This window comes from Streptomyces cinnabarinus (genome assembly GCF_027270315.1).
Classification (GTDB): domain Bacteria; phylum Actinomycetota; class Actinomycetes; order Streptomycetales; family Streptomycetaceae; genus Streptomyces; species Streptomyces cinnabarinus.
The window spans coordinates 7327950-7349008 of sequence record NZ_CP114413.1; the positions used below are offsets into that span (position 1 = coordinate 7327950).

The 21059-nt window shown below is 73.4% G+C and carries 20 protein-coding genes; 15 read left to right on the forward strand and 5 right to left on the reverse strand.

What is annotated here, in order from left to right:
* Positions 1–162 precede the first annotated feature (162 nt).
* Both STRCI_RS33125 and STRCI_RS33130 read left to right on the forward strand, forming a co-directional pair.
* A complete protein-coding gene (locus tag STRCI_RS33125) occupies positions 163–2001 on the forward strand; it encodes a transketolase (RefSeq protein WP_269662639.1) in 1839 nt (612 codons plus the stop codon).
* Complete coding sequence (locus STRCI_RS33130) at positions 2001–2633, forward strand: GvpL/GvpF family gas vesicle protein (protein WP_269662640.1); 633 nt, start codon at positions 2001–2003, stop codon at positions 2631–2633. Before STRCI_RS33125 ends, STRCI_RS33130 begins: the two co-directional genes overlap by 1 nt.
* A 3-nt stretch (positions 2634–2636) precedes the next feature.
* On the opposite strand, the gene STRCI_RS33135 is transcribed toward STRCI_RS33130, so the two are convergent.
* Both STRCI_RS33135 and STRCI_RS33140 read right to left on the reverse strand, forming a co-directional pair.
* Positions 2637–3458 (reverse strand): class I SAM-dependent methyltransferase, encoded by an 822-nt coding sequence (locus tag STRCI_RS33135; protein ID WP_269662641.1) that lies wholly within the window; start codon positions 3456–3458, stop codon positions 2637–2639.
* Between the two features lie 103 nt (positions 3459–3561).
* Positions 3562–5064 (reverse strand): bifunctional phosphatase PAP2/diacylglycerol kinase family protein, encoded by a 1503-nt coding sequence (locus tag STRCI_RS33140; RefSeq protein ID WP_269662642.1) that lies wholly within the window; start codon positions 5062–5064, stop codon positions 3562–3564.
* Between the two features lie 60 nt (positions 5065–5124).
* Here STRCI_RS33140 and STRCI_RS33145 point away from each other — a divergent pair, with 60 nt between their 5' ends.
* From STRCI_RS33145 to STRCI_RS33155, 3 genes are all read left to right on the forward strand, one after another.
* Complete coding sequence (locus STRCI_RS33145) at positions 5125–5772, forward strand: histidine phosphatase family protein (protein WP_269662643.1); 648 nt, start codon at positions 5125–5127, stop codon at positions 5770–5772.
* 86 nt (positions 5773–5858) lie between these two features.
* Positions 5859–7478, forward strand: a complete 1620-nt coding sequence (locus STRCI_RS33150) for an ABC-F family ATP-binding cassette domain-containing protein (protein ID WP_269662644.1) — start codon at positions 5859–5861, stop codon at positions 7476–7478.
* Positions 7479–7510: 32 nt separating this feature from the next.
* Positions 7511–7813: a DUF6158 family protein gene (locus STRCI_RS33155; RefSeq protein WP_269662645.1), complete on the forward strand. Its 303-nt coding sequence runs from the start codon at positions 7511–7513 to the stop codon at positions 7811–7813.
* An 8-nt stretch (positions 7814–7821) separates the two neighbouring features.
* Here the strand turns inward: STRCI_RS33155 and STRCI_RS33160 are convergent, their stop codons facing one another.
* Entirely contained in the window at positions 7822–8208 is a 387-nt protein-coding gene (locus tag STRCI_RS33160; protein WP_269662646.1) for a DUF2795 domain-containing protein, read from the reverse strand.
* A gap of 257 nt (positions 8209–8465) precedes the next feature.
* On the opposite strand from STRCI_RS33160, the gene STRCI_RS33165 reads away from it, so the two are divergent.
* From STRCI_RS33165 to STRCI_RS33175, 3 genes are all read left to right on the forward strand, one after another.
* Positions 8466–9257, forward strand: coding sequence for an RNA polymerase sigma factor SigF (locus STRCI_RS33165; protein ID WP_269662647.1), 792 nt, complete (start codon positions 8466–8468; stop codon positions 9255–9257).
* Positions 9258–9365: 108 nt separating this feature from the next.
* The gene (locus STRCI_RS33170; protein ID WP_269662648.1) at positions 9366–9998 is read left to right on the forward strand and encodes a hypothetical protein; all 633 of its coding nucleotides are present in this window, start codon (positions 9366–9368) and stop codon (positions 9996–9998) included.
* A gap of 41 nt (positions 9999–10039) precedes the next feature.
* Positions 10040–11281 (forward strand): aminotransferase class I/II-fold pyridoxal phosphate-dependent enzyme, encoded by a 1242-nt coding sequence (locus tag STRCI_RS33175; RefSeq protein ID WP_269662649.1) that lies wholly within the window; start codon positions 10040–10042, stop codon positions 11279–11281.
* A gap of 25 nt (positions 11282–11306) precedes the next feature.
* Here the strand turns inward: STRCI_RS33175 and STRCI_RS33180 are convergent, their stop codons facing one another.
* Complete coding sequence (locus tag STRCI_RS33180) at positions 11307–11927, reverse strand: DedA family protein (RefSeq protein WP_269662650.1); 621 nt, start codon at positions 11925–11927, stop codon at positions 11307–11309.
* On the reverse strand, positions 11924–12697 hold the full coding sequence (locus STRCI_RS33185) for an MBL fold metallo-hydrolase (protein WP_269662651.1): 774 nt from the start codon (positions 12695–12697) through the stop codon (positions 11924–11926). The genes STRCI_RS33180 and STRCI_RS33185 overlap by 4 nt, the downstream gene beginning before the upstream one ends.
* A gap of 84 nt (positions 12698–12781) precedes the next feature.
* On the opposite strand from STRCI_RS33185, the gene STRCI_RS33190 reads away from it, so the two are divergent.
* From STRCI_RS33190 to STRCI_RS33220, 7 genes are all read left to right on the forward strand, one after another.
* Positions 12782–13183 carry a hypothetical protein gene (locus STRCI_RS33190; RefSeq protein WP_015656684.1) on the forward strand — a complete coding sequence of 134 codons (402 nt, stop codon included), beginning with the start codon at positions 12782–12784 and terminating at the stop codon, positions 13181–13183.
* Positions 13184–13268: 85 nt separating this feature from the next.
* Positions 13269–15335, forward strand: a complete 2067-nt coding sequence (locus STRCI_RS33195; RefSeq protein ID WP_269662652.1) for a phage holin family protein — start codon at positions 13269–13271, stop codon at positions 15333–15335.
* A gap of 80 nt (positions 15336–15415) precedes the next feature.
* On the forward strand, positions 15416–16477 hold the full coding sequence (locus STRCI_RS33200) for an ATP-binding protein (protein WP_269662653.1): 1062 nt from the start codon (positions 15416–15418) through the stop codon (positions 16475–16477).
* A gap of 53 nt (positions 16478–16530) precedes the next feature.
* On the forward strand, positions 16531–18264 hold the full coding sequence (locus STRCI_RS33205; protein ID WP_269664716.1) for a vWA domain-containing protein: 1734 nt from the start codon (positions 16531–16533) through the stop codon (positions 18262–18264).
* Positions 18265–18328: 64 nt separating this feature from the next.
* Positions 18329–18757, forward strand: coding sequence for an OsmC family protein (locus STRCI_RS33210; RefSeq protein WP_041821054.1), 429 nt, complete (start codon positions 18329–18331; stop codon positions 18755–18757).
* Positions 18758–18856: 99 nt separating this feature from the next.
* Positions 18857–20239 (forward strand): CorA family divalent cation transporter, encoded by a 1383-nt coding sequence (locus STRCI_RS33215; protein WP_269662654.1) that lies wholly within the window; start codon positions 18857–18859, stop codon positions 20237–20239.
* A 5-nt stretch (positions 20240–20244) separates the two neighbouring features.
* The gene (locus STRCI_RS33220) at positions 20245–20994 is read left to right on the forward strand and encodes a glycerophosphodiester phosphodiesterase family protein (protein ID WP_269662655.1); all 750 of its coding nucleotides are present in this window, start codon (positions 20245–20247) and stop codon (positions 20992–20994) included.
* Positions 20995–21059: the final 65 nt, after the last annotated feature.

Sequence of the window (21059 nt, forward strand, 5' to 3'; positions counted from 1 at the left end):
GGCACGAGCCTAGTTGGCACCGGACCGCCGCGGTGATCGGTTCGCCCGATCTCCACAGGGCCCGCGTTAGGCACCCCGCGCCGGGGGTACCCGGCGGCTGAGGAGCGCCGGGTTCACCGTGCGTGAATCCGCGGCTACCGGCCGTCCCGCGGAAGGAGACTCATGGACACCGCCGAACTCGTCGAACTGGGACAGCAGTTGCGCGTGGACAGTGTGCGGGCCTCCGATGCCGCCGGGTCCGGGCATCCGACCTCGTCCATGTCCGCCGCCGACCTGATGGCCGTCCTCCTCGCCCACCACTTCCGCTACGACGTCGATCGCCCCGCCCACCCCGGCAACGACCGTTTCGTGCTGTCCAAGGGACACGCCTCGCCGCTGCTGTACTCCGCGTTCAAGGCGGTCGGGCTGGTCGAGGACGCCGAACTGCTCACCTTCCGCGCGCTGGGCAGCGCGCTCGAAGGGCATCCCACGCCCCGGCGGCTGCCCTGGGTGGAGACGGCCACCGGATCGCTCGGCCAGGGACTGCCGGTCGGCGTCGGCATCGCGCTCGCGGGCAAGCGCCTGGACCGCGTCGGCTACCGGGTGTGGGTGCTGTGCGGGGACGGCGAGCTGGCCGAGGGCTCGGTGTGGGAGGCGGCCGAGCACGCGGCGTACGAGCATCTCGACAACCTCACCGCGATCGTCGACGTCAACCGGCTCGGCCAGCGCGGACCGACCCGGCACGGCCACGACCTGGACGCCTACGCCCGCCGCTTCCAGGCCTTCGGCTGGCACACCGTCGAGATCGACGGGCACGACGTCGGCGCGATCGACCGCGCCCTCGGCGAGGCCCGGTCCACCGCCGGACAGCCCACCGCGATCCTCGCCCGCACCCTCAAGGGCAAGGGCGTGGCGTCCGTCCAGGACCGCGAGGGACTGCACGGCAAGCCGCTGAAGGACGCCGCGGCGGCCGTCGCCGAACTCGGCGGGCGGCGCGAGGCCCGGATCCGGCCGCAGGAACCGCCCGCCGTGCGCATGCTGCACGCCGTGCCCGCCGGGGATTCCGAGCGGCCCGAGTTCGGCCTGGGGGAGGCGATCGCCACCCGGGACGCCTACGGCCGGGCACTCGCCGCGCTCGGCTCGGCACGCGGTGACATCGTCGCCCTGGACGGCGAGGTCGGCGACTCCACCCGCGCGGAACTCTTCGCCAAGGAACACCCCGACCGCTATTTCGAGTGCTATATCGCCGAGCAGCAGCTGGTCGCCGCCGCGGTGGGGCTCGCCACCCGCGGTTGGGTGCCGTACGCCGCCACCTTCGCGGCCTTCCTGACCCGCGCCCACGACTTCGTGCGCATGGCCTCGATCAGCGGCGCCGGGATCAACCTCGTCGGCTCGCACGCGGGGGTCGCCATCGGGCAGGACGGGCCCTCCCAGATGGGCCTCGAGGACCTGGCGATGATGCGCGCGGTGTACGGCTCGACCGTGCTCCACCCGTGCGACGCGAACCAGACCGCCCGGCTCGTCGCCACCATGGCGGGCCTGGACGGCATCCGCTACCTGCGCACCTCCCGCGGCGCGAGCCCGGTGATCTACGGCCCCGACGAGGAGTTCCCGGTCGGCGGCAGCAAGGTGCTGCGCTCCTCCGGCCACGACCGGATGACCCTGGTCGCCGCCGGGGTCACCGTGCACGAGGCGCTGGCCGCCGCCGACGCCCTGGAGCGCGAGGGCGTCCGGGCCCGGGTGATCGATCTGTACTCGGTCAAGCCCGTCGACCGGACCACGCTGCGCCGGGCCGCCGAGGAGACCGGCTGTCTGATCACCGTGGAGGACCACCACGAGGAGGGCGGCCTCGGCGACGCCGTCCTGGACGCCTTCCTCGACGGGCGCCCGGTGCCCCGGCTGGTGCGGCTCGCGGTCCGTACGATGCCCGGCTCGGCCTCCCCCGAGGAGCAGCTGCACGCCGCGGGCATCGACGCCCTGTCGATCGCGGCGGCCGGGCGGCTGCTGCTCGCGGAGGCCTGATGGCCGCACTGCGCTATGTGTACGCCGTCTGCCGGCCGTTCCGATCGGCCCTCCAGGCCCAGCTGACCGGCGTCGCCGGTCAGCCGCCGAGGCAGCTGGCCCACCACGGTCTGATCGCCGTCTACAGCACGGTGCCCGAGGCGACCTTCACCGAGAAGGCGCTGCGCGACCGTCTGGAGGACCTGACCAGGGCCCATCACGGCGTCGTCGACGCGCTCACCGCCGTCACCACCCCGTTGCCGCTGCGGCTCGCCACCGTCTTCCGGGACGACAGCGCCCTGCGCACGATGATGGAGTCCCGCGAGACGTACTTCCGCGACACCCTCGACCGCCTGGAGGGGCGGGTGGAGTGGGGCGTGCGGGTCGTCCGCGTCGAACCCGGCGAGGACGCCTGGCACGAGGCCGTCGAATTCGCCGCGAAACTGCATGCGGCGCTCTCCTCCTTCGCCGAGGACTCACTGCTCCACGATCCCGCGGGGCGGCGGGTGCTCGACGCCGCCTATCTGGTGCCCCGCGGGGACTGCGAGGAGTTCGTGGAGGCGGTGGACCGGGCGAAGGCCGAGGCCCCGGGGGCGCGAGTGGAACTCACCGGCCCCTGGGCCGCGTACTCCTTCACCGGCGAGGAGGGGTGACGTTCAGCCTTCCTTCCGGCACAGGATCTCGCCGTGCAGGACCGAGAACCAGCCGTCCTCCCGCTCGCCCCACTCCCGCCAGGCGTCCGCGACCGCGCGCAGTCGCTCCTGGCCGGCGTGGCCGCCCTCGACGGCCAGGCCGGCGTAGGACGAGGCCAGGGTGCGGTCCGCCCACAGTCCGCTCCACCAGGCCCGCTCCTCGGCGGTGGCGAAGGTCCAGGCGGTCGAGGTGGCGGTGATGTCGGTCAGGCCCGCGCTCAGGGCCCAGGACTTCAGCCGCCGCCCGGCGTCCGGCTCACCGCCGTTGGCGCGGGCCACCGCGTGGTACAGGTCCAGCCAGTCGTCCAGCCCTTGGGATGCCGGGTACCAGGTCATGGCCGCGTAGTCGGATTCGCGGACCGCGATGAACCCGCCGGGCCGCGTCACCCGCTTCATCTCCCGCAGCGCGGCGACCGGGTCGCCGACGTGCTGGAGCACCTGGTGGGCGTGGACCACGCAGAAGCTGTCGTCCGGGTAGTCCAGCGCGTGCACGTCGGCGACCGCGAAGTCGACGTTGTCCAGGCCCCGTTCGGCGGCCGTGGCGCGGGCCTGCTCCAGGATGCCGGGGGCCCGGTCGACCCCGGTGACCCGGCCGTCCGGGACCAGCGCCGCCAGGTCGGCGGTGATGGTGCCCGGACCGCAGCCGATGTCCAGGATCCGCATGTGCGGCTCGATCGAATCCAGCAGGTACGCCGCGGAGTTGGCGGCGGTGCGCCAGGTGTGCGAGCGCAGCACCGACTCGTGGTGCCCATGGGTGTACACGGCGGTCTCGCGCGGCTTCGACATGGCGTTCCCCTCGTCTTGTCGTCGTCCTGTTCGACGTGCCGCAACCGTACGCCCGCGTGCCGAATAATGAGATACCCGTATTGCGATGTGGACTGACGATGTGTCAGAGGTGCGAGTGGCCGGGCAGCGGCCGGTACACGGTGAGCGCCTCCGGCAGCTTCTCCAGCGTCACCTCGCCCTCCACCTCGATGACTTCACCGTCGTAGGCGAGCAGCGAACCCGGTGCGACATCGGCCAGGTGCAGTCGGCCGACCTGGACCGCCGCATGAGCGGGGGAGCGGGTCAGTGGGCCCGCCACGGCCGCGGCGAGCAGCCGGAGCGCGGGGCGGCGGCCGCCGTGCACCACCCGTACGTCCAGCACGCCGTCCGCGAGGTCGAGCCGGCGGCCGGGGGCCAGGCCCATCCGGTGATAGGTGCCGTTCCCGGCGAACAGCAGCCACAGCGGCCTGGCGGACGTCCCGAGCCGGACCTGGAGCGGATGGCGGTCGGCGCGCAGGACGCGCAGGGCGGCGACGACCCCGGCGGGCCAGCTGCCGATCAGGTGCGACCAGGTGTCCCGCTCGCGCACCAGCTCCGGATACACGCCCAGACTGAACGTGTTGAGGAACACGCCCCGCCGGGTGCCGTTGCGGAACCGGCCCACGTCCACCCGTACCGCGTGGCCGTGCTCCAGGGCCCGGGTCAGATCGCGCACGTCCTCCACGCCCAGGTCGTAGGCGAAGTGGTTGAGGGTGCCGCCGGGCAGCACCGCGAGCGGCAGCCCGTGCCGCAGGGCCACCTCGGCGGCGGTGTTCACGGTGCCGTCGCCGCCGCACACCCCGAGCACCCGGGCGTGTGCCGCCGCCTTCTCCAACTCCGGCCGCACCTGGTCCGGTTCGCACTCCACCACCTCGGCGCCCGGCAGCGCGTCCAGCAGGGTCCGCACCCGGTCGGAGGTGCCCGAGGCGATGTTGGCGACCAGCACCAGACCCTCGCCCTCGGGCAGCGCCGGCACCTCGGCGCGCGGCCGGGCCGGCGGGCGGAGCTGGGCACGCGTCGGCACCAGGCCCCGTACCGCGTACGCGGCGCAGGCGCCGAGGGCCGCGCCCGCCAGGACGTCGCTCGGGAAGTGCACCCCGGTGTAGACCCGGGACAGGGCCACCGACCAGGCGACCGGGGCCACCGCGGCGCCCCACGCCGGGGACTCCAGCGCGACCCCGGTCGCGAAGGCGGCCGCCGACGCGGAGTGACCGGAGGGGAAGGAGGTGGTGATCGGCTGCCGCTTCAGATGCCGCACCTGCGGCACCGGGTCCAGGACCGGCCGCGGGCGGCGCACCGAGCGTTTGCCGAGGGTGTTGATCGTCAGTGAGGCCAGGCTCAGCGAGGCCAGACCGCGCACCGCGGCCCGGCGCGCCCGCGGAGTGCGGGTCGCCGCCATCAGGGCGCCCGCGGCGAACCACAGCACTCCGTGGTTGGCGCTGCGGCTCAGCCGGGGCAGCACCCGCTCGGCTCCGGGCCAGTGCTGTTCCGCGGCGAACTCGAACAGCCGGGAGTCGAGGGCGAGCAGCCGATCGCGCAGCACATGGTGGCCCGGCTTGGGGATGGTGAGGTCGACATCAGGGCTCATGTCGTCACGGGTACCCTGAAGTGGCTGTTTCCTTGCCGGTCCGTTCCCGGAGGGCCCTGAATGCGTCTGCTCCTCGTCCGCCACGGCCAGACCCCCACCAACGTCGACTACCTGCTGGACACCGCCGTCCCGGGACCGGGTCTGACCGAGCTCGGCGAGGCCCAGGCGGCCGCGCTCCCCGAGGCCCTCGCGGGCGAGGACATCGAGGCCCTGTACGTCTCCACCCTGCGCCGCACCCAGCTCACCGCGGCCCCGCTGGCCGCCGCGCGCGGACTCGACCCACTCGTGCGGGACGGCATACGGGAGATCTCCGCGGGCGACCTGGAGATGCTGCCCGGCGACACGGCGGACGGCGAGCTGTACATGCGTACGGCGTTCTCCTGGGCGGCCGGGGACACGGCGCTGCGGATGCCCGGCGGGGAGAACGGCGAGGAGGTGCTCGGCCGGTTCGACGCGGTGGTCGCCGAGGCGGCGGCGAGCGGCGTCGGCACGGTCGCCATGGTCAGCCACGGCGCGGTCATACGCACCTGGGCCGCGGCCCGCGCGGACAACGTGGACATCGCCTTCGCCGCCACGCACCGGCTGGCCAACACCGGTGTGGTGGTCCTGGAGGGCTCGCCCTCCGACGGGTTCAAGGCCCTGTCGTGGGCCGGGGCGAGCGTGGCACCGGCCGGTGACGGCGGCCCGGCGGGCGAGCCCCTGGAGTAGGCCGGACGGCCCGACCACGCCGGCAGCCCGACGCCGCCGGATATCGGTTTGCCGGGCCGCCGGTGCGACCCGCAGAATTCCACCCCATGGGACATCTCGAAGCCGCGCACCTGGAGTACTACCTCCCCGACGGGAGGGCGCTGCTGGGCGATGTGTCCTTCCGCGTGGGCGAAGGGTCCGTGACGGCCCTGGTCGGCCCGAACGGCGCGGGCAAGACGACCCTGCTGCGGCTGATCTCCGGGGAGCTGAAACCGCACGGCGGATCGGTCACGGTCAGTGGCGGCCTGGGTGTGATGCGCCAGTTCGTGGGCTCCGTAAGGGACGAGACGACCGTACGCGACCTGCTGGTGTCGGTGGCCACGCCCGGCATCCAGGAGGCCGCGCGGGCGGTGGACGCCGCCGAGCACGGGATCATGACGGTCGACGACGAGGCGGCGCAGCTGAAGTACGCGCAGGCGCTCGCCGACTGGGCCGAGGTGCGCGGGTACGAGGCGGAGACCCTGTGGGACATGTGCACCATGGCCGCGCTGGGCGTGCCGTACGAGAAGGCGCAGTGGCGTCAGGTGCGGACGCTGTCGGGCGGTGAGCAGAAGCGGCTGGTGCTGGAGGCGCTGCTGCGCGGCACGGACGAGGTGCTGCTGCTCGACGAGCCGGACAACTATCTGGACGTGCCCGGCAAGCGCTGGCTGGAGGAGCGGCTGAAGGAGACCCGCAAGACGGTCCTCTTCGTCTCCCACGACCGTGAGCTCCTCGCCCGCGCCGCCGAGCGGATCGTGTCGGTCGAACCGTCCCCGACCGGCGCCGACGCCTGGGTGCACGGCAGCGGCTTCGCCACCTACCACGACGCGCGGCGGGAGCGGTTCGCCCGCTTCGAGGAGCTGCGGCGCCGCTGGGACGAGAAGCACGCCCAGCTGAAGAAGCTGGTGCTGACCCTGCGCCAGGCGGCCGCGGTCAGCCATGAGATGGCCTCCCGCTATGCCGCGGCCCAGACCCGGCTGCGCAAGTTCGAGGAGGCGGGCCCGCCGCCGGAGCCGCCGCGCGAGCAGGACATCAGGATGCGCCTGAAGGGCGGCCGCACCGGAGTCCGCGCGGTCACCTGCGAGGGTCTGGAGCTGACGGGCCTGATGAAGCCGTTCTCGCTTGAGGTCTTCTACGGCGAGCGGGTGGCCGTCCTCGGCTCCAACGGCTCCGGGAAGTCGCACTTCCTGCGCCTGCTCGCCGGGGACGAGGTGGCGCACACCGGCGCCTGGAAGCTGGGCGCGCGCGTGGTCCCCGGCCACTTCGCGCAGACCCACGCCCACCCCGAGCTGGCCGGCCGAACCCTGCTCGACATCCTCTGGAAGGAGCACGCCCAGGACCGGGGCGCGGCGATGTCCCGGCTGCGCCGCTACGAGCTGACCCAGCAGGCGGAACAGACGTTCGACCGGCTCTCCGGCGGCCAGCAGGCCCGTTTCCAGATCCTCCTGCTGGAACTGGAGGGCGCCACGGCCCTGCTCCTGGACGAGCCCACCGACAACCTCGACCTGGAGTCCGCCGAAGCCCTCCAGGAGGGCCTGGAAGCCTTCGAGGGCACGGTCCTCGCGGTCACCCACGACCGCTGGTTCGCCCGCGCCTTCGACCGCTACCTGGTCTTCGGCACCGACGGCCGGGTACGCGAGACCGCCGAGCCGGTGTGGGACGAGCGCCGGGTGGAACGGGCCCGTTGAGGCCCGCCGGGCGGGCGGGCCCGAGGCGTGGCATGTTCGTACAGTGGAGGCAGGACACGGACTCGACGAGCGAGCGGGGTGCCACCATGACCGGAGTCGACCCCAGCCGGCTGGACGACCAGCAGCTCATGAGGGAGCTGGAGACCATCCACCGCACGCGCCACGACGCCCTGCTGTACGGCTCGACCGACGCGCTGCGCACCCATAACGTCCGCATGGCCGAGCTGGAGGGCGAGTACCTCCGCCGCAACCCGCGCCGCCCGGTCGCCGCGGGGCGCACCCGCGAGGGCGCCCGGGACCGCGGCTGCCAGGACACCGCGGCACCGGGCGGCTGAGCCGCACCTCACCGGTGCCGGGCGGGCTCGGACAGGGCCTCGGCGAGTTCCTGGACGGTGGCGTAGCGCGCCGAGCGGGGCATCCGCTCCAGCGACTCCACCAGGGCGTCCGGCGCGTACGCCCGCCGCAGCGCGCCCGCCAGCTCGCGCGGACCCGCCGGGAACAGACCGCGGCTGAGGACGCGGGCCAGTTCCTGGCGGACCGCCGGCAGTGCGGCCGTACCCATGCCCGGCGCCGCCGGACCGCCCGCGACCAGCGGATCGTCGTCGGCGCTCGGCTCGGGATCGTGCCACTCCTCGGTCCGGGTGGGATGACCGGACCGGAGCAGTCCTTGGAGTTCGTGCTTCATCTCGTCGTCGCGGTGCGCGCTCAGGCGGTCGCTGCCTCGCTGCATGACTCCCTCCAGATCTTCGGTTGTGCACCGCGTACCCGGGAAGAGCGCGCCGACACGGAGAAGGGCGGGGCGCCCGCCGAGAACCTGAGCATGTGTTTGCGTCGCGAAGGTCCGGGCAGGCGAATCCTCAGTGCTTCGGACAGGAGGCACGTCCGTGGGAGCGGCCATCCGTCGACACGGCTGTGCCAGTCCGGCTTGCCGCGCGCTCCCACGGTGACCGTCGACCCAGGGCACAACCCGAGGGAGTTGCGACGCACATGCCCACACGAGTGAGCGCGAAGCACCACCCGCACGACGACGCCCCCGACACCGCGCAGGCGTTCCGCGAACTCGCCGAACTGCCCGCCGGGCCACGGCGCGACACGCTCCGCGAGGAGATAGTCGAGGCCTGGCTGCCCATGGCGGACCGGCTCGCGGGCCGGTTCCGCAGCCGCGGCGAGTCCTTCGAGGACCTCCGCCAGGTGGCCGCCCTCGGCCTGGTCAAGGCCGTGGACCGGTACGACCCCGAGCGGGGCAACGCCTTCGAGAGCTACGCCGTGCCGACCATCACCGGCGAGATCAAGCGGCATTTCCGGGACCACATGTGGACCCTGCATGTGCCGCGCCGGGTGCAGGATCTGCGTAATCGCGTGCGGTTCGCCGTGCAGGAACTCCAGACCGTCTCCGGGCACCGGCCCACGGTCGCGGAGATCGCCGCGCACGCCGACATGACCGAGGCCGACGTCAAGATCGGTCTGGAGGCGCTGGAGAGTTTCACCGCGCTGTCCCTGGACGCGGAGCTGCCCGGCAGTGAGGACGGGTACTCCCTGAGCGACGCGCTGGGTTCCGTGGATCCGGCGCTGGACACGGTCGTGGACCGGGAGTCCGTGAAGCCGCGGATCGCCGCGCTGCCGGAGCGGGAGCGGGCGATCCTGTACATGCGTTTCTTCGGGGACATGACGCAGAGCCGGATCGCCGAGGAACTGGGGATCTCGCAGATGCATGTGTCCCGGCTGATCAGCCGGTGCTGCGGGCGGGTCCGGGAGCAGGTCCTGCGGGACGTCGCGTAGGTTGCGCGCTCCGCCGTCACCCGCATGGGGTCCGGCCGCGCGCGGGGTCCCGCCCGGCGGGCTGTGATGGGTGGGTGTCCTGGAGTCGTCGGCTAAGGAGCCCGCGCCATGCGCCGCACCGTCCGTCTGCTGTCCGCTCTCGCGCTGGGCGGTGTCGTGCTGGGATTCTGCGCCTCGGCCGCCCTCGCGGAACCGTCCGCGGAGGTCAGCCCCAGCAGTACGCACCCGGGTGGCAGCGTCACCGTCTCGGTCACCTGTGATCCCACCGGCGGGCCCGCGCCCGCCACCCTGGACGCCACCTCGCAGGCCTTCGAGGAGGGCACGGTCGCCCTGCACAGGATCGGCGGCAAGGAGGACGGCGCCCATGGGCCCGCCTACCGGGGCACCGCCCGGATCGCCTCCGCCGCGGAACTCGAAGGCGGGGTCGACTCCGTGGGCCCCGACACCGCGTGGACCGTCGACGGGACGTGTCCCGCGGCCCCCGGAGGCCAGGGCAAGCAGTGGAGCGCGACCTTCACCGTCGCCAAGGAGGGCGGCGCGAGCCGACGGCCGTGTCCGCCCGAGCCGCACCGGGAGAGCTGCCCGCCCGCCGTCGTGCAGAAGGGCGTGCACGCCGGTGCGGGGGGCGCCTTCACCGACTCCGTGCCCGCGCTGGTCGCCGGTGGGGTGCTGATCGCGGGCGCGGCGGGCGGTGCCGTGTACCGGCTGCGGCGCAGCAAGGCGCCGACGGCGGACATCTGAGCGGGGTCCGCCGGGTAAGGGGAAGCCAGGAGGGAGTCAGGGTGGCGCGGAGGGTTCCCGAGAGCCATGGCCCCGTCCGCTACGGGCCACCGCTGCCCGGGGACGGGCTGCCCGTGCTGCCCGAACTGTCCGCCGTGCTCGCCGCTGCAGCCGGCCGCGCCGAGAGCGAACCCGTCGGCGGGGGCGCCGCCCTGCTGGACGCCGCCTGCGGCCACTTCGACCGGCGCGGTCTGTCCGCCGAGCCCGACCGCGTGGTCGCCGCGCCGGGCGCCCCCGCCCTGCTGCTCGCGCTGACCGCCGCGCTCGGCGGTGACGTCCTGGTGCCCCGGCCCTGCGCGGCCTGGTGGGCGCCGTACGCACGCCTGTTGGGCAGACCCGTCTTCCATGTCGCCACCCCGGCCGAGTGCGGCGGGGTACCCGATCCGTACGCCCTGCTGGAGACCGTGCGCCGGGTCCGCGCCGAGGGCGGTGACCCGCGGCTGCTGGTGCTGTCCGTCGCCGACGACCCCACCGCCACCGTGGCGCCGCCCGAGGTCATGCACGAGACCGTCGAGGCCGCCGCGGCCGAGGGCCTGCACCTGGTCAGCGACGAGACCTGGCGGGACACCCGGCACGACCCGCACGAATCGGTGCTGCTCAGCCCCGCCGAGATGCTCCCGGAACGGGTCACCGTCGTCACCGACCTGGCCGGCGCGCTGCTGCCGCCCGGCTGGCCTGCCGCCGTCGCCCGCTTCCCGCCGGGCGACGTCGGGGCGCGCCTGCACGCGCGCGTGCTCGATGTGCTCACCGCGCTCGGCGCCCGGGTGGCGGGCCCGGTCGCCGCCGCGGCCGGATACGCCCTCACCGAGCCCGGACCCGTCCGGGCCCGCCAGGCGTCCTCCGTCCGGCTCCACGCGCGCGTGGCCGCCGCCCTGCACACGGAGGTCGTCGCCGCGGGAGCCCTCGCCCGGCCCCCGCAGGCCGGCCGGCATCTGTACGTCGACCTCGGCCCGCTGCGCACCGCCCTCGGCGCGCACGGCGTCAGTGACGCCCAGGACCTGGAGGAGTTCCTCACCGCCCGGCTCGGCATGCCCGCGCCCGGCGGCCACCGTTTCGGCGACGACCTCGCCGCACCGCGCGTACGGCTGTCCACCGGGGACCTGCTGGGCGGTACGGACGAGGAGCGTGCGGAATGCCTGGGCTCACCCTCGCCCTGGGAACTGCCCCATGTACGGCGTGCGTTGCTCCATGTGAAGTCGGTCTTCGACGACCTCCGCGGCGACGCGCAGCGATGGGAGAACTAGCGGCGCACCCCGCCGCGACGCAACCTCACCGAGCGGCCCGAACCCGCCTCCACAGCCCCGGCACCACACTGATGAGCAGCGTCAAAGCCACCGCCGCCACCACCCCCTCCCAGGGCTCCGGAAACAGCGACCCACCCAAAATCCCGATCAACTGATACGTAACAGCCCAGGCCAAACACGCAGGCAAGTTCCCCCGCGCGAACCTCCGCAGCGGCCACTTCGCCAGCAGACACGCCAGCATCACCGGCAACCGCCCCGCAGGCACCAGCCGGGACACCACCAGCACCGCCACCCCGTGCTCGGCCAGCTTCGTCTGCGCCTGCTCCAGCCGCTCCTCCGGCGCCCGGGACCGGATCGCCTCCAGCCACCGCGACCCGTTCCTCGAGCCCATCCCGCGCCGCCCGAGCCAGTACAGCGTGACGTCCCCGAGGAACGCGGCCACCGACGCCGTCACGAACACCATCGCCAGCGCGAACGGCGCCGTCTGATGGAACGCCACCACCGCCGCCGTACTGACCAGCGCCCCCGTCGGCACGACCGGCACCAGCGCCCCGAGCAGCACCAGCACGAACAGCGTCGGATAGCCGATGGCCTGCTGCGTGGACTCCGTCGGCACCGTCGTCGACGCCGCGGCGAGCCAGCTCACGCGGCCACCTCCAGCCGTACGCTCTCGCCGTGCCCCAGCCGGTGCACCGCCACGCCCGGCGCGCGCTCCGCGGCGAGGCGTACGAACTCATCGCCCGGCGCATGGAACTCATGGGGGCGCACGGCGTCCATGCCGATGGGCCAGTACGTGCCGTAGTGCACCGGTACCGCGCTGCCCGGCGCGAGCCGGGACAGGGCCTCCGCCGCGCGCCCCGCGTCGAGATGGCCCTCGCCGAGGTACGGACCCCAGCCGCCCACCGGCAGCAGCGCCACGTCGACCGGGCCGACCTCGTGCGCCATCTCGTCGAACAGGCCGGTGTCCCCGGCGAAGTAGGTGCGGGCCTCGCCCTCGATGACATAGCCGAGCGCGGGGGAGTGGTGGCGTCCGACGGGCAGCCGCCGTCCGTCGTGCCGGGCGGGCACGGCCCGTACCCGCAGCGCGCCCACGTCCGTCACCTCGCCGGGCGCCATCTCCGTCACCCGCAGACCGGTGAGCCGGCGCAGCCCCGGTACCGCCCGGGGTGCGCCCCGGGGCACAAGCAGGCGCGTGCCCTCCGGGAGCCGCGCCAGGGAGGGAACGTGCAGATGGTCGGCGTGCAGATGGGAGACGAGCGCGACGTCCGCACGCCAGGCGCCGGGCGGAGGGAGCGCGCCCCGGCGCCTGCGCAGATGCGCGAGCCGGCGTGCGAACAGAGGGTCGGTGAGCACGCGTACGTCCGAGTCGGCGACCGTGCAGGTGGCGTGACCCCACCAGGTGATCTCCACGGGCACCTCTTTGCCTCCTTCGCGCGACTCCCCCGAAGCCTACGGGCAGGAGTAGTGTCGGCGCCTGAAACCCGGAGGTGAGGGGGCGCCATGGGACCGGTGCGGGTCACGGCGATCGCGAGTCTGACGCCGCTTGAGGAACTGGACGCCGATCCCTTTCTGGTGGACTCCCGCAGCCAGCACGCGATCTGCGCGCGCTGGGCGGCGGAGCGGGGATACACGGTGAGCCGGGAGCTGCTGGTCCGCGGTCTCAGGCCGGACCACTGCGTGCTCTGGGACGGGGTGCGGGCCGGCGTCGACCTGTTCGTCGTGCCCAGCCGGCGGGTGCTGGAGAGCGCGCTGTCCTCCGTGGAGGAGTTCACCGCCGAGTGCGCGCGGCGCGGGGTCCGGGTGGAGACGGTGGGCTGCGAGGAGCCCCGCTACGACCGCCAGATGAAGGCCCGGGTGCACCGGCGGCTGTCGCTGCCGACGGCGGGCTACGACGGGCGTTGATCGACCCCGGGGTTCCGCACGTCCGTATGACAAGGTGGAGGCAGGCCCGCCTGGTCGATGGGTCGGGACGTGAGGTGTACGGGGCGTGCTTGGGCGGCGTTGGCGGCGGGTCGCCAGTCAGGTCGGGCGGAGCGTCACCGTGTGGGCGGTGTCCACCCTCACCATGCTGGTGCTCGCCGGGATCCTGCCGGACTTCCAGCTCCAGTCCGCGGACGGCGACAGCGCCACCCGCATCGCGGTCACCGCGGCCTTCGGCGCCGGTGCCTTCGGTGTGCTGTCGGCCCTGGCCTGGCCGCTGCTGGTGCGGCTGTTGCTGCTCGTGCCCGCGCTCGTCCTCGGGCTGCTGGTCTTCTTCCTCAACGGCGCCCTCCTACTGGTCGCCCTGCGGCTGAACCCCGCCGAGCGCGGCGGCGCCGCCTGGGAGACCGCCGTGGTGGTCGCGGCCGTGATGTCGGCCGTCGCCTCCGCCACCGGCGCCGCCCTCGCCGTACGCGACGACGACGCCTATCGGCGCCGGCTGTACCGGCTCGCCGACCGGCGACGGGGCAGCGGGCCGCCCTGTCCGTCCACGCCCGGGACCGTGTTCCTGCAGCTCGACGGCGTGGGGCACGAGGTGTTGCGGGACGCCCTCGACAAGGGGCTGATGCCGACCCTGGCCCGCTGGACGGACGGCGACCGGCCCACCCACCGGCTGACCCCCTGGCGCACCGACTGGTCCAGCCAGACCGGCGCCAGCCAGCTCGGCATCCTGCACGGCAGCAACCACGACGTCCCCGCCTTCCGCTGGTACGAGAAGGAGAGCCGGGAGGTGATGGTCTGCAACCGCCCGACCAGCGCCGCCGAACTCCAGCGCCGCGCCGTGACGGCCACCGGCGACGGCGGACTGCTCACCCTCGACGGCGCCAGCCGCGGCAACCTCTTCAGCGGCGGCGCCGAGGAGCAGGCGCTGGTGCTGTCCATCGCGACCCGGCGCCGCAGCCGCGAGAACCGCTCCCGGGCGGGCTACTTCGCCTACTTCTCCGACCCGGCGAACGCGGTGCGCACCGCGCTGTCGTTCGTCGCCGAGGTGGGCCGGGAGATCGGCCAGTCCACCCGGGCCCGGCTGGGCAGGACCCGCCCGAGGGTCTCGCGCGGCGGCCTCTACCCCTTCGTCCGGGCCTTCGCGACCGTCGTCGAGCGGGACGTCGTCGTCGCCGCGGTGATGGGCGACATGCTCGCGGGCCGCTCCGCCGTCTACGCCGACCTGGTCGCCTACGACGAGGTCGCCCACCACTCCGGGCCGGCCGGCCGGGACGCCGAGAAGGTCCTCCAGCGTCTGGACCGGGCACTGGAACTGATCGAGAACGTCGCCGAGCACGCCCCGCGGCCGTACCGGATCGTGGTGCTGTCCGACCACGGCCAGAGCCCCGGGGAGACCTTCCGCACCCGCTACGGACTCACCCTCGGCGACCTGGTGCGAGCCGGCTGCGGACTGCCCGTGCCGCGCCGGGCCCGGCGCACCCACAGCGGCGCGGAGGCCCGTACGGCCGTGCGGGCCGCCCTGCGCATCCCGGTCGAGGAGCGCGGTGAGAGGCAGCGCCCCGACCGGCACTCCGAGCCGATCGTGCTGGCCTCCGGCAACCTCGGCCTGGTCTCCTTCCCGGACGTCCCGCACCGGATGACCAAGGAGGAGATCGACGCCCGCCACCCCGCGCTGCTGACCACCCTCGCCAACCACCCCGGCATCGGCTTCCTGCTGGTGCGCAGCGAACTGCACGGCGGGGTCGTGCTCGGCCCGTTCGGCACCGAGATCCCGCTGGACCGCCTGGACCAGGACCCGGGACCGCTCGCCGCCTTCGGGCCCGGCGCCGCGGACGCCGTGCGGCGCACCCACTCCTTCCCGCACACCGCCGACATCATGGTCAACTCCATGCACGACCCCACCGACGGCGAAGTCCTCGCCTTCGAGGAGCAGATCGGCTCCCACGGCGGACTCGGCGGCGCCCAGGGCCGGCCCTTCCTGCTGTCACCCCTCGCCCTGTCCGCGCCGGTCGCGGACGGCACGGACCTGGTCGGCGCCGAGCAGGTGCACCACGTCCTGCGCCGCTGGCTGAGCGAGTCCGACGGGCCCCAAGTGCCGTTGGAGACCGAGGCGGAGGAACGGGCGGCCTGAAAACCGGGTGCGTCAAAACGGTCGTACACCCACACTGTTCGCAGTCGAAATCGCTCGAACAGTCTTGAGGAGTCCCTGCTTTGCAGGCTGCCGTCACCGTCACCCCCGCCCGTCTTCCCGACCTCCTGCTCGGCCTCGCCACCGTGCGGCCGGTGTTCGTCTGGGGTGCCCCCGGTATCGGGAAGTCCTCCCTGGTGCGGGACTTCGCCGAGTCGCTCGGCCTGGAGTGCGTCAGCCTGCTCGGCACCCAGCTCGCGCCCGAGGACCTGATCGGCGTGCCGCAGATCCGCGACGGGCGGTCGGTGTTCTGCCCGCCGGAGACCATCGCCCGGGACGAGCCGTACTGCCTCTTCCTGGACGAGCTGAACGCGGCCACGCCGGATGTGCAGAAGGCGTTCTACTCGCTGATCCTGGACCGCCGGATCGGCAACTACGAGCTGCCCAAGGGGTCGATCGTCATCGGCGCCGGCAACCGCGCCACCGACAACGCGCTGGCCCGCCCCATCGCCTCCGCGCTCGTCAACCGCCTCACCCATGTGCACCTGGAGGCGTCCCCGAAGGACTGGCTGGTCTGGGCCGCTAACCACGACGTCCACCCCTGGGTGGTGGACCACCTCACCGACCGGCCCGACCATCTGTGGTCCAAGCCGCCCAAGACCGAGGAGCCGTTCTCCACGCCCCGCTCCTGGCACATGCTCTCCGACGCCCTGCACTCCTTCGGCCGGAACCTGGACGAGGAGACCCTGAAGGTCCTCGCGCACGGCACGCTGACGCCCGTCCACGCGACCGCGTTCTGCGGCTACGTCAAGATCGTGCGCAGCCAGTTCGGGATCGAGGCGATCATCAAGGGCGACGCCCGCTGGCCGAACCGGCCGGCGGACCGGGACCTGCTCTACTACCTCGCCGACTCCTTCCGCGGCCGGCTGGTCAAGGAACTGCCCGCCAGCAAGGAGCACATGTCGGCGAGCGGCCGGCAGACCGCCTACCGCGCCAAGTCGCTGCTCGTGCAGCTCGCGGAGATCTCCGTCGAGGTCGCCCAGACCGTCATCGCCTCCGACGCCGACGGCAACCCCGTGCTGCCCTCCTGGTTCCTCGTCGAGGCGGCGCGGGACATGCCCCGGCTGGTGGAGGCGCGCCGGTGAGCCGCGACCGGCCGAAGAAGCGGGACCGCGCGGCGGAGGCCTTCGCCGAGGGCATGCGGCTGGTGCGGCTCAACCCGGCGCTGGCCGCCGTGGAGTTCGACGTCTGCCGTCAGGAGGACTGCGAGCACTCCCCGCGCGAGGGCCTCGTCCGCGTCAGCTCCTCCGCCGCCCTGCACGTCCACCCCGATCGGCTCGCCGAACCGGCCGCCTGGGCCTGGGCGCTCGCCCACGCGATCCTCCACCTCGGCTTCGGCCATGTCCCGGCCGCCAAGGGCGTCCGGGTGCAGCCCGACCGCGCGGACCTCGCCGCCCGCTGCGTCGTCGTCAACCGCTTCCTGCTGGGCTTCCCCATCGGGCGGACCCCGGAGAGCCTCCCCGGCGCATACCCGGACGGCGACGAGGAGCAGCTCGCCGCCCGCTGGCGCCGGGACGGCATCCCGGCCGCGTACGAGCGCTGCGGCACCGCGGGCGACGAGGCGGACCTGCACCTGGTGGAGTGGAACGGCTGGTACGGACAGCCGCCCGACCATCAGCTGGCCTTCGCGACCGCGCTGACCCGCACCATGTCCGCAGCGATGGACATGGCGGGCGGCCGCCGCGACAGCCTGACCGGTGAGGTGGTCGCGCCGCGCCCCTGGCAGCGCGCCCTGAGCTGGTTCATCTCCTCCTACCCGCTGCTCGCCGGGATCGCGGCCGGCGTCAAGCTGATCGCCGACGCCGAACTCACGCGCGCCCACGGCATCTCCGTCGCCGCGGTGAACGCCGAGGCGGGCGAGATCTACGTCAACCCGCTGCGCACCTTCGAGGACGAGGAGTGGCGGTTCATCCTCGCCCACGAGATGCTGCACGCCGCCCTGCGCCACGGCGACCGCTGCGGCACCCGCGACCCCTACCTCTTCAACGTCGCCTGCGACTACGTCATCAACGGCTGGCTCAAGGAGATGGACGTAGGCACCATGCCCGAGGGCCTGCTCTACGACGCCCGGCTCGCGGGTCTGTCCGCCGAGGAGGTCTACGACCGGCTCGCCGGTGACCTGCGCCGGATGCGGCGCCTGTCCACCCTGCGCGGCAAGGGCGTCGGCGACATCCTCGGCGCCCCGCTGTGCCCGCCCCGCGACTACGTCGACCTCGATGAGTTCTACCGCCGCGGCCTCTACCAGGGCCTGGACCTGCACCAGCGGCAGGAACGCGGCTTCCTGCCCGGCGGCCTGGTCGAGGAGATCCGCGCGCTGAGTCATCCGCCGCTGCCCTGGGACGCGCAACTGGCCCGCTGGTTCGACGAGTTCGTGCCCCGCCCGGAGCCGGTACGGACGTACGCGCGGCCCGCTCGCCGACAGGCCTCCACGCCCGACATCCCGCGCGCGGGACGGTACTTCCCGCCCGAGGAGATCGCCCGCTGCACCTTCGGCGTGGTCCTGGACACCTCCGGCTCCATGAGCCGGGAGCTGCTCGGCAAGGCGCTCGGCGCCATCGCCTCCTACGCCGAGGCCCGGGACGTGCCGGCGGCGCGCGTGGTGTTCTGCGACGCCGCCCCGCACGACGCCGGGTATGTGCCGGTCACCGAGATCGCCGGGCGGGTGCGGGTGCACGGCCGGGGCGGCACGGTGCTCCAGCCGGGCATCGATCTGCTGCACCGCGCCGACGACTTCCCGCCCGGGGCGCCGGTCCTGGTCATCACGGACGGCTGGTGCGACGTGCTGCGGGTGCGGCGCGAGCACGCCTACCTCGTTCCGCAGGGCGCCCGGCTGCCGTTCACCCCACGCGGGCCGGTCTTCCGGGTGAGCTGAGCCGGAATGTGATCGGATGGTGCACACGGACCCCGAACACGGGACCTCACTGAAGGGATTCATCGTGGCAACCACGCGCTCCGCACACACCGTGTGGGAAGGCAACCTGCTCAAGGGCAACGGCGTCGTCACCTTCGACTCCTCCGGCGCCATCGCCGCACAGCCGGTGTCGTGGCCCTCGCGCGCCGAGGCCGCCAACGGCAAGACCAGCCCCGAGGAGCTGATCGCGGCGGCGCACTCCAGCTGCTACTGCATGGCCTTCTCCAACGGCCTGGACAAGGCGGGCACCCCGCCCACCAAGCTGGTCACCTCCGCCGACGTGACCTTCCAGCCGGGCGAGGGCATCACCGGTATCCACCTCACCGTCGAGGGCACGGTGCCCGGCATCAGCGAGGCGGACTTCCTCGCCGCCGCCGAGGACGCCAAGGCCAACTGCCCGGTCAGCCAGGCCCTCAAGGCCGTTCCGATCACCCTGACCGCCAAGCTCGCCTGAACAACGAGGATCATGGTCGCGCAGGCCGCCCGTCACGGGCTGCCTGCGCGCTGTTTGTTCGGGGTATGAGATGGACGCCGATGACTCGAAGGGAACGCGATGGCGACGGGAACGGCGGGCGGTCGTGCGGTACTTGACTCCGGAGCCCGGGAACTCACCCGTATCCTGCTGTTGTTCAGTCTGGGCTGCCGGGTGCGCCCGCCGGAGCTAGGCGCCGAGGCCCTTGTCGACCGGTTCCGGTTCGGCCGGTTCAGGCCGCATCTGGAGTCCGGCGAGTCGGTGCTGCCGGTGCCGGTGCTGGCCGAGCGGATAGCCCCGGGCGACCTGCGACTGCCGGGCGGCGACCACGGTCTGACCCTCACCGGAGTCGACCTCCTCGTCGTCGCCACCCCGCGCGGGGACGCCACTCTGCTGCTGGACTGCGAGTTCGCGGGGGACACCGACGGGCTCGCCGTCGCCTCCTGGCTCGCCACCACCTGCTTCGACCGGGCGGACCTGAACTGGGGCGACCGTCCGCTCCTGGAGGTCCTCAGGACCCGTCTGGGACTGACGGAACCGCTCACCTTCGGCCTGAACGTACATCAACTCGTCTTCCCCGGCGGCCGGTTGCGCACCGAGCTGCTCGCCCAGGCCGACGAGACCCGCCAGGCGACCCTGCTGAACGGCATCGTCTACCGGGGCATGATGCCGGCCCGGGGCGCCGACCGGCTCACGGTCAGCGTGCCGCCCAACCTCAAGAACCACGGCGTCACCCTCTCCGCGCACGGCCGCGGCGTCTCCGTCCAGGCGGGCTGGGCCTTACACGTGGAGAACGGGCTGGCCGTGGTCGCCCTCGGCATGATCTCCGCCCTGGCCGTGCTCCAGCGCACCCGGCTCGCGGCCTTCGCGATGATGAAGGAGAACGAGCAGGCGCTGACCGACTCGCCCTCCGAGGTCCGCACCCTGATCTCCCGCCTCTCCGACGGCGTGAACGAGCTCCAGCTGGACCTCGCCTTCGGCGTCGAGGCGTACGTCGACAGCCTGCTGATCCCGGAGATGCTCATGGAGGGCTTCCAGTCCTCGCTGCGCGACACCCTCGGCATCCGCGACAGCCTCGACAACTCCGCCCGCATGGTCGAGCGGCTCACCTCCGTCATCAACGCCCGCTCCGCGGCCCTGGACGCAGCCCTCGCCGAACGCGACGAGCGACAGAACCGCATCGTCTCCGCGCTGGTCACGGCGGCCACCCTGATCGCCCTGCCGCCGACGCTGCTGCTCGCGTTCTTCGGGGTGAACGCCACCGACGTCGACGACGGCCGCTCCATCCTCGACGTCGGCCGCTACGGCACCGCGTACGCTCTGGCCTGGCTGCCCTTCGTCGTCCTGGTCGTGATCGGCTACCTCCTGCTCCGCAGGGTCAGCCGAGGGCCCGGCAGCCTGCTGACCGGCTCCGGCGACCCGACCGCTCCGGTGCCCGCACCTCGTACCTCATCCGGGAGTTGACCACCATGCCGCGACGCCCCGCCGTCTCCGCCCACCGCGGCGGCTCCGAACGTGCCGGTGCCGCCACCTGGGAGGCGTACGAGGACGCGCTGCTCAGCGGTGCCGAGTACGTGGAGTTCGACATCCGGCGCACCGCCGACGGCGTCCTCGTCGTCTACCACGACGCCCGTGTCGACCACACCGGGCCGCTGCTGTCGTCGATCGGCCACGCCGAGCTGAACGAGCGGGCCGGATATGCGGTGCCGGTGGTCGACGAGGTCATGTCGCTGATCGCCGGGAAGCTGGTCGGTCACCTCGACCTGAAGGAGGTCGGCTACGAGGGCGAGGTGATCGACCGGGCCGTCGCCCTGCTCGGCACGGACGGCTTTGTCGCCACCACCCTGGAGGACCGTTCCGTCGCCGCGATCTCCGCCGCGTACCCCGGGGTGCGCACCGCTCTGTCGCTCGGGCGGGATCGCAAGGAGGTGGGCTGGGCCCGGCTGCCCGGCACCCGGATCAGCGAGCTGCTGCCCATGCGGCGGGTGCGCGCCTGCGGCGCCACCGGCGTCGCGGTGCACCAGCGGCTCGCGCGCGCCAGTGTGCTGCGGGAGGCGACCCGGCACGGCCTGTTCAGCATGGTGTGGACGGTCAACGACGACACCCTGATGCAGACGTTCCTCAGCCATCCGCGGGTGGACGTGCTGATCACGGACCGGCCCCGGCGGGCGGTGGCCCTGCGCGGCGAGCCGCGGGAGCCCGAGCGCACGCTCAGCTGAGCCCCGCCGGGGTACCCCGAACCCTTGACCAGAGCGCACCATTGACAAGAGCCCACTCAAGTTTT

Bases quoted from the DNA above. Each gene is read 5' to 3' on its own strand.
- STRCI_RS33220 (WP_269662655.1), top strand. From the start codon at position 20,245: ATGCCGCGACGCCCCGCCGTCTCCGCCCACCGCGGCGGCTCCGAACGT.
- STRCI_RS33205 (WP_269664716.1), top strand. From the start codon at position 16,531: ATGCGGCTGGTGCGGCTCAACCCGGCGCTGGCCGCCGTGGAGTTCGAC.
- STRCI_RS33170 (WP_269662648.1), top strand. From the start codon at position 9,366: ATGCGCCGCACCGTCCGTCTGCTGTCCGCTCTCGCGCTGGGCGGTGTC.
- STRCI_RS33150 (WP_269662644.1), top strand. From the start codon at position 5,859: ATGGGACATCTCGAAGCCGCGCACCTGGAGTACTACCTCCCCGACGGG.
- STRCI_RS33215 (WP_269662654.1), top strand. From the start codon at position 18,857: ATGGCGACGGGAACGGCGGGCGGTCGTGCGGTACTTGACTCCGGAGCC.
- STRCI_RS33135 (WP_269662641.1), bottom strand. From the start codon at position 3,458: ATGTCGAAGCCGCGCGAGACCGCCGTGTACACCCATGGGCACCACGAG.
- STRCI_RS33125 (WP_269662639.1), top strand. From the start codon at position 163: ATGGACACCGCCGAACTCGTCGAACTGGGACAGCAGTTGCGCGTGGAC.
- STRCI_RS33165 (WP_269662647.1), top strand. From the start codon at position 8,466: ATGCCCACACGAGTGAGCGCGAAGCACCACCCGCACGACGACGCCCCC.
- STRCI_RS33190 (WP_015656684.1), top strand. From the start codon at position 12,782: ATGGGACCGGTGCGGGTCACGGCGATCGCGAGTCTGACGCCGCTTGAG.
- STRCI_RS33140 (WP_269662642.1), bottom strand. From the start codon at position 5,064: ATGAGCCCTGATGTCGACCTCACCATCCCCAAGCCGGGCCACCATGTG.
- STRCI_RS33160 (WP_269662646.1), bottom strand. From the start codon at position 8,208: ATGCAGCGAGGCAGCGACCGCCTGAGCGCGCACCGCGACGACGAGATG.
- STRCI_RS33155 (WP_269662645.1), top strand. From the start codon at position 7,511: ATGTTCGTACAGTGGAGGCAGGACACGGACTCGACGAGCGAGCGGGGT.
- STRCI_RS33130 (WP_269662640.1), top strand. From the start codon at position 2,001: ATGGCCGCACTGCGCTATGTGTACGCCGTCTGCCGGCCGTTCCGATCG.
- STRCI_RS33145 (WP_269662643.1), top strand. From the start codon at position 5,125: ATGCGTCTGCTCCTCGTCCGCCACGGCCAGACCCCCACCAACGTCGAC.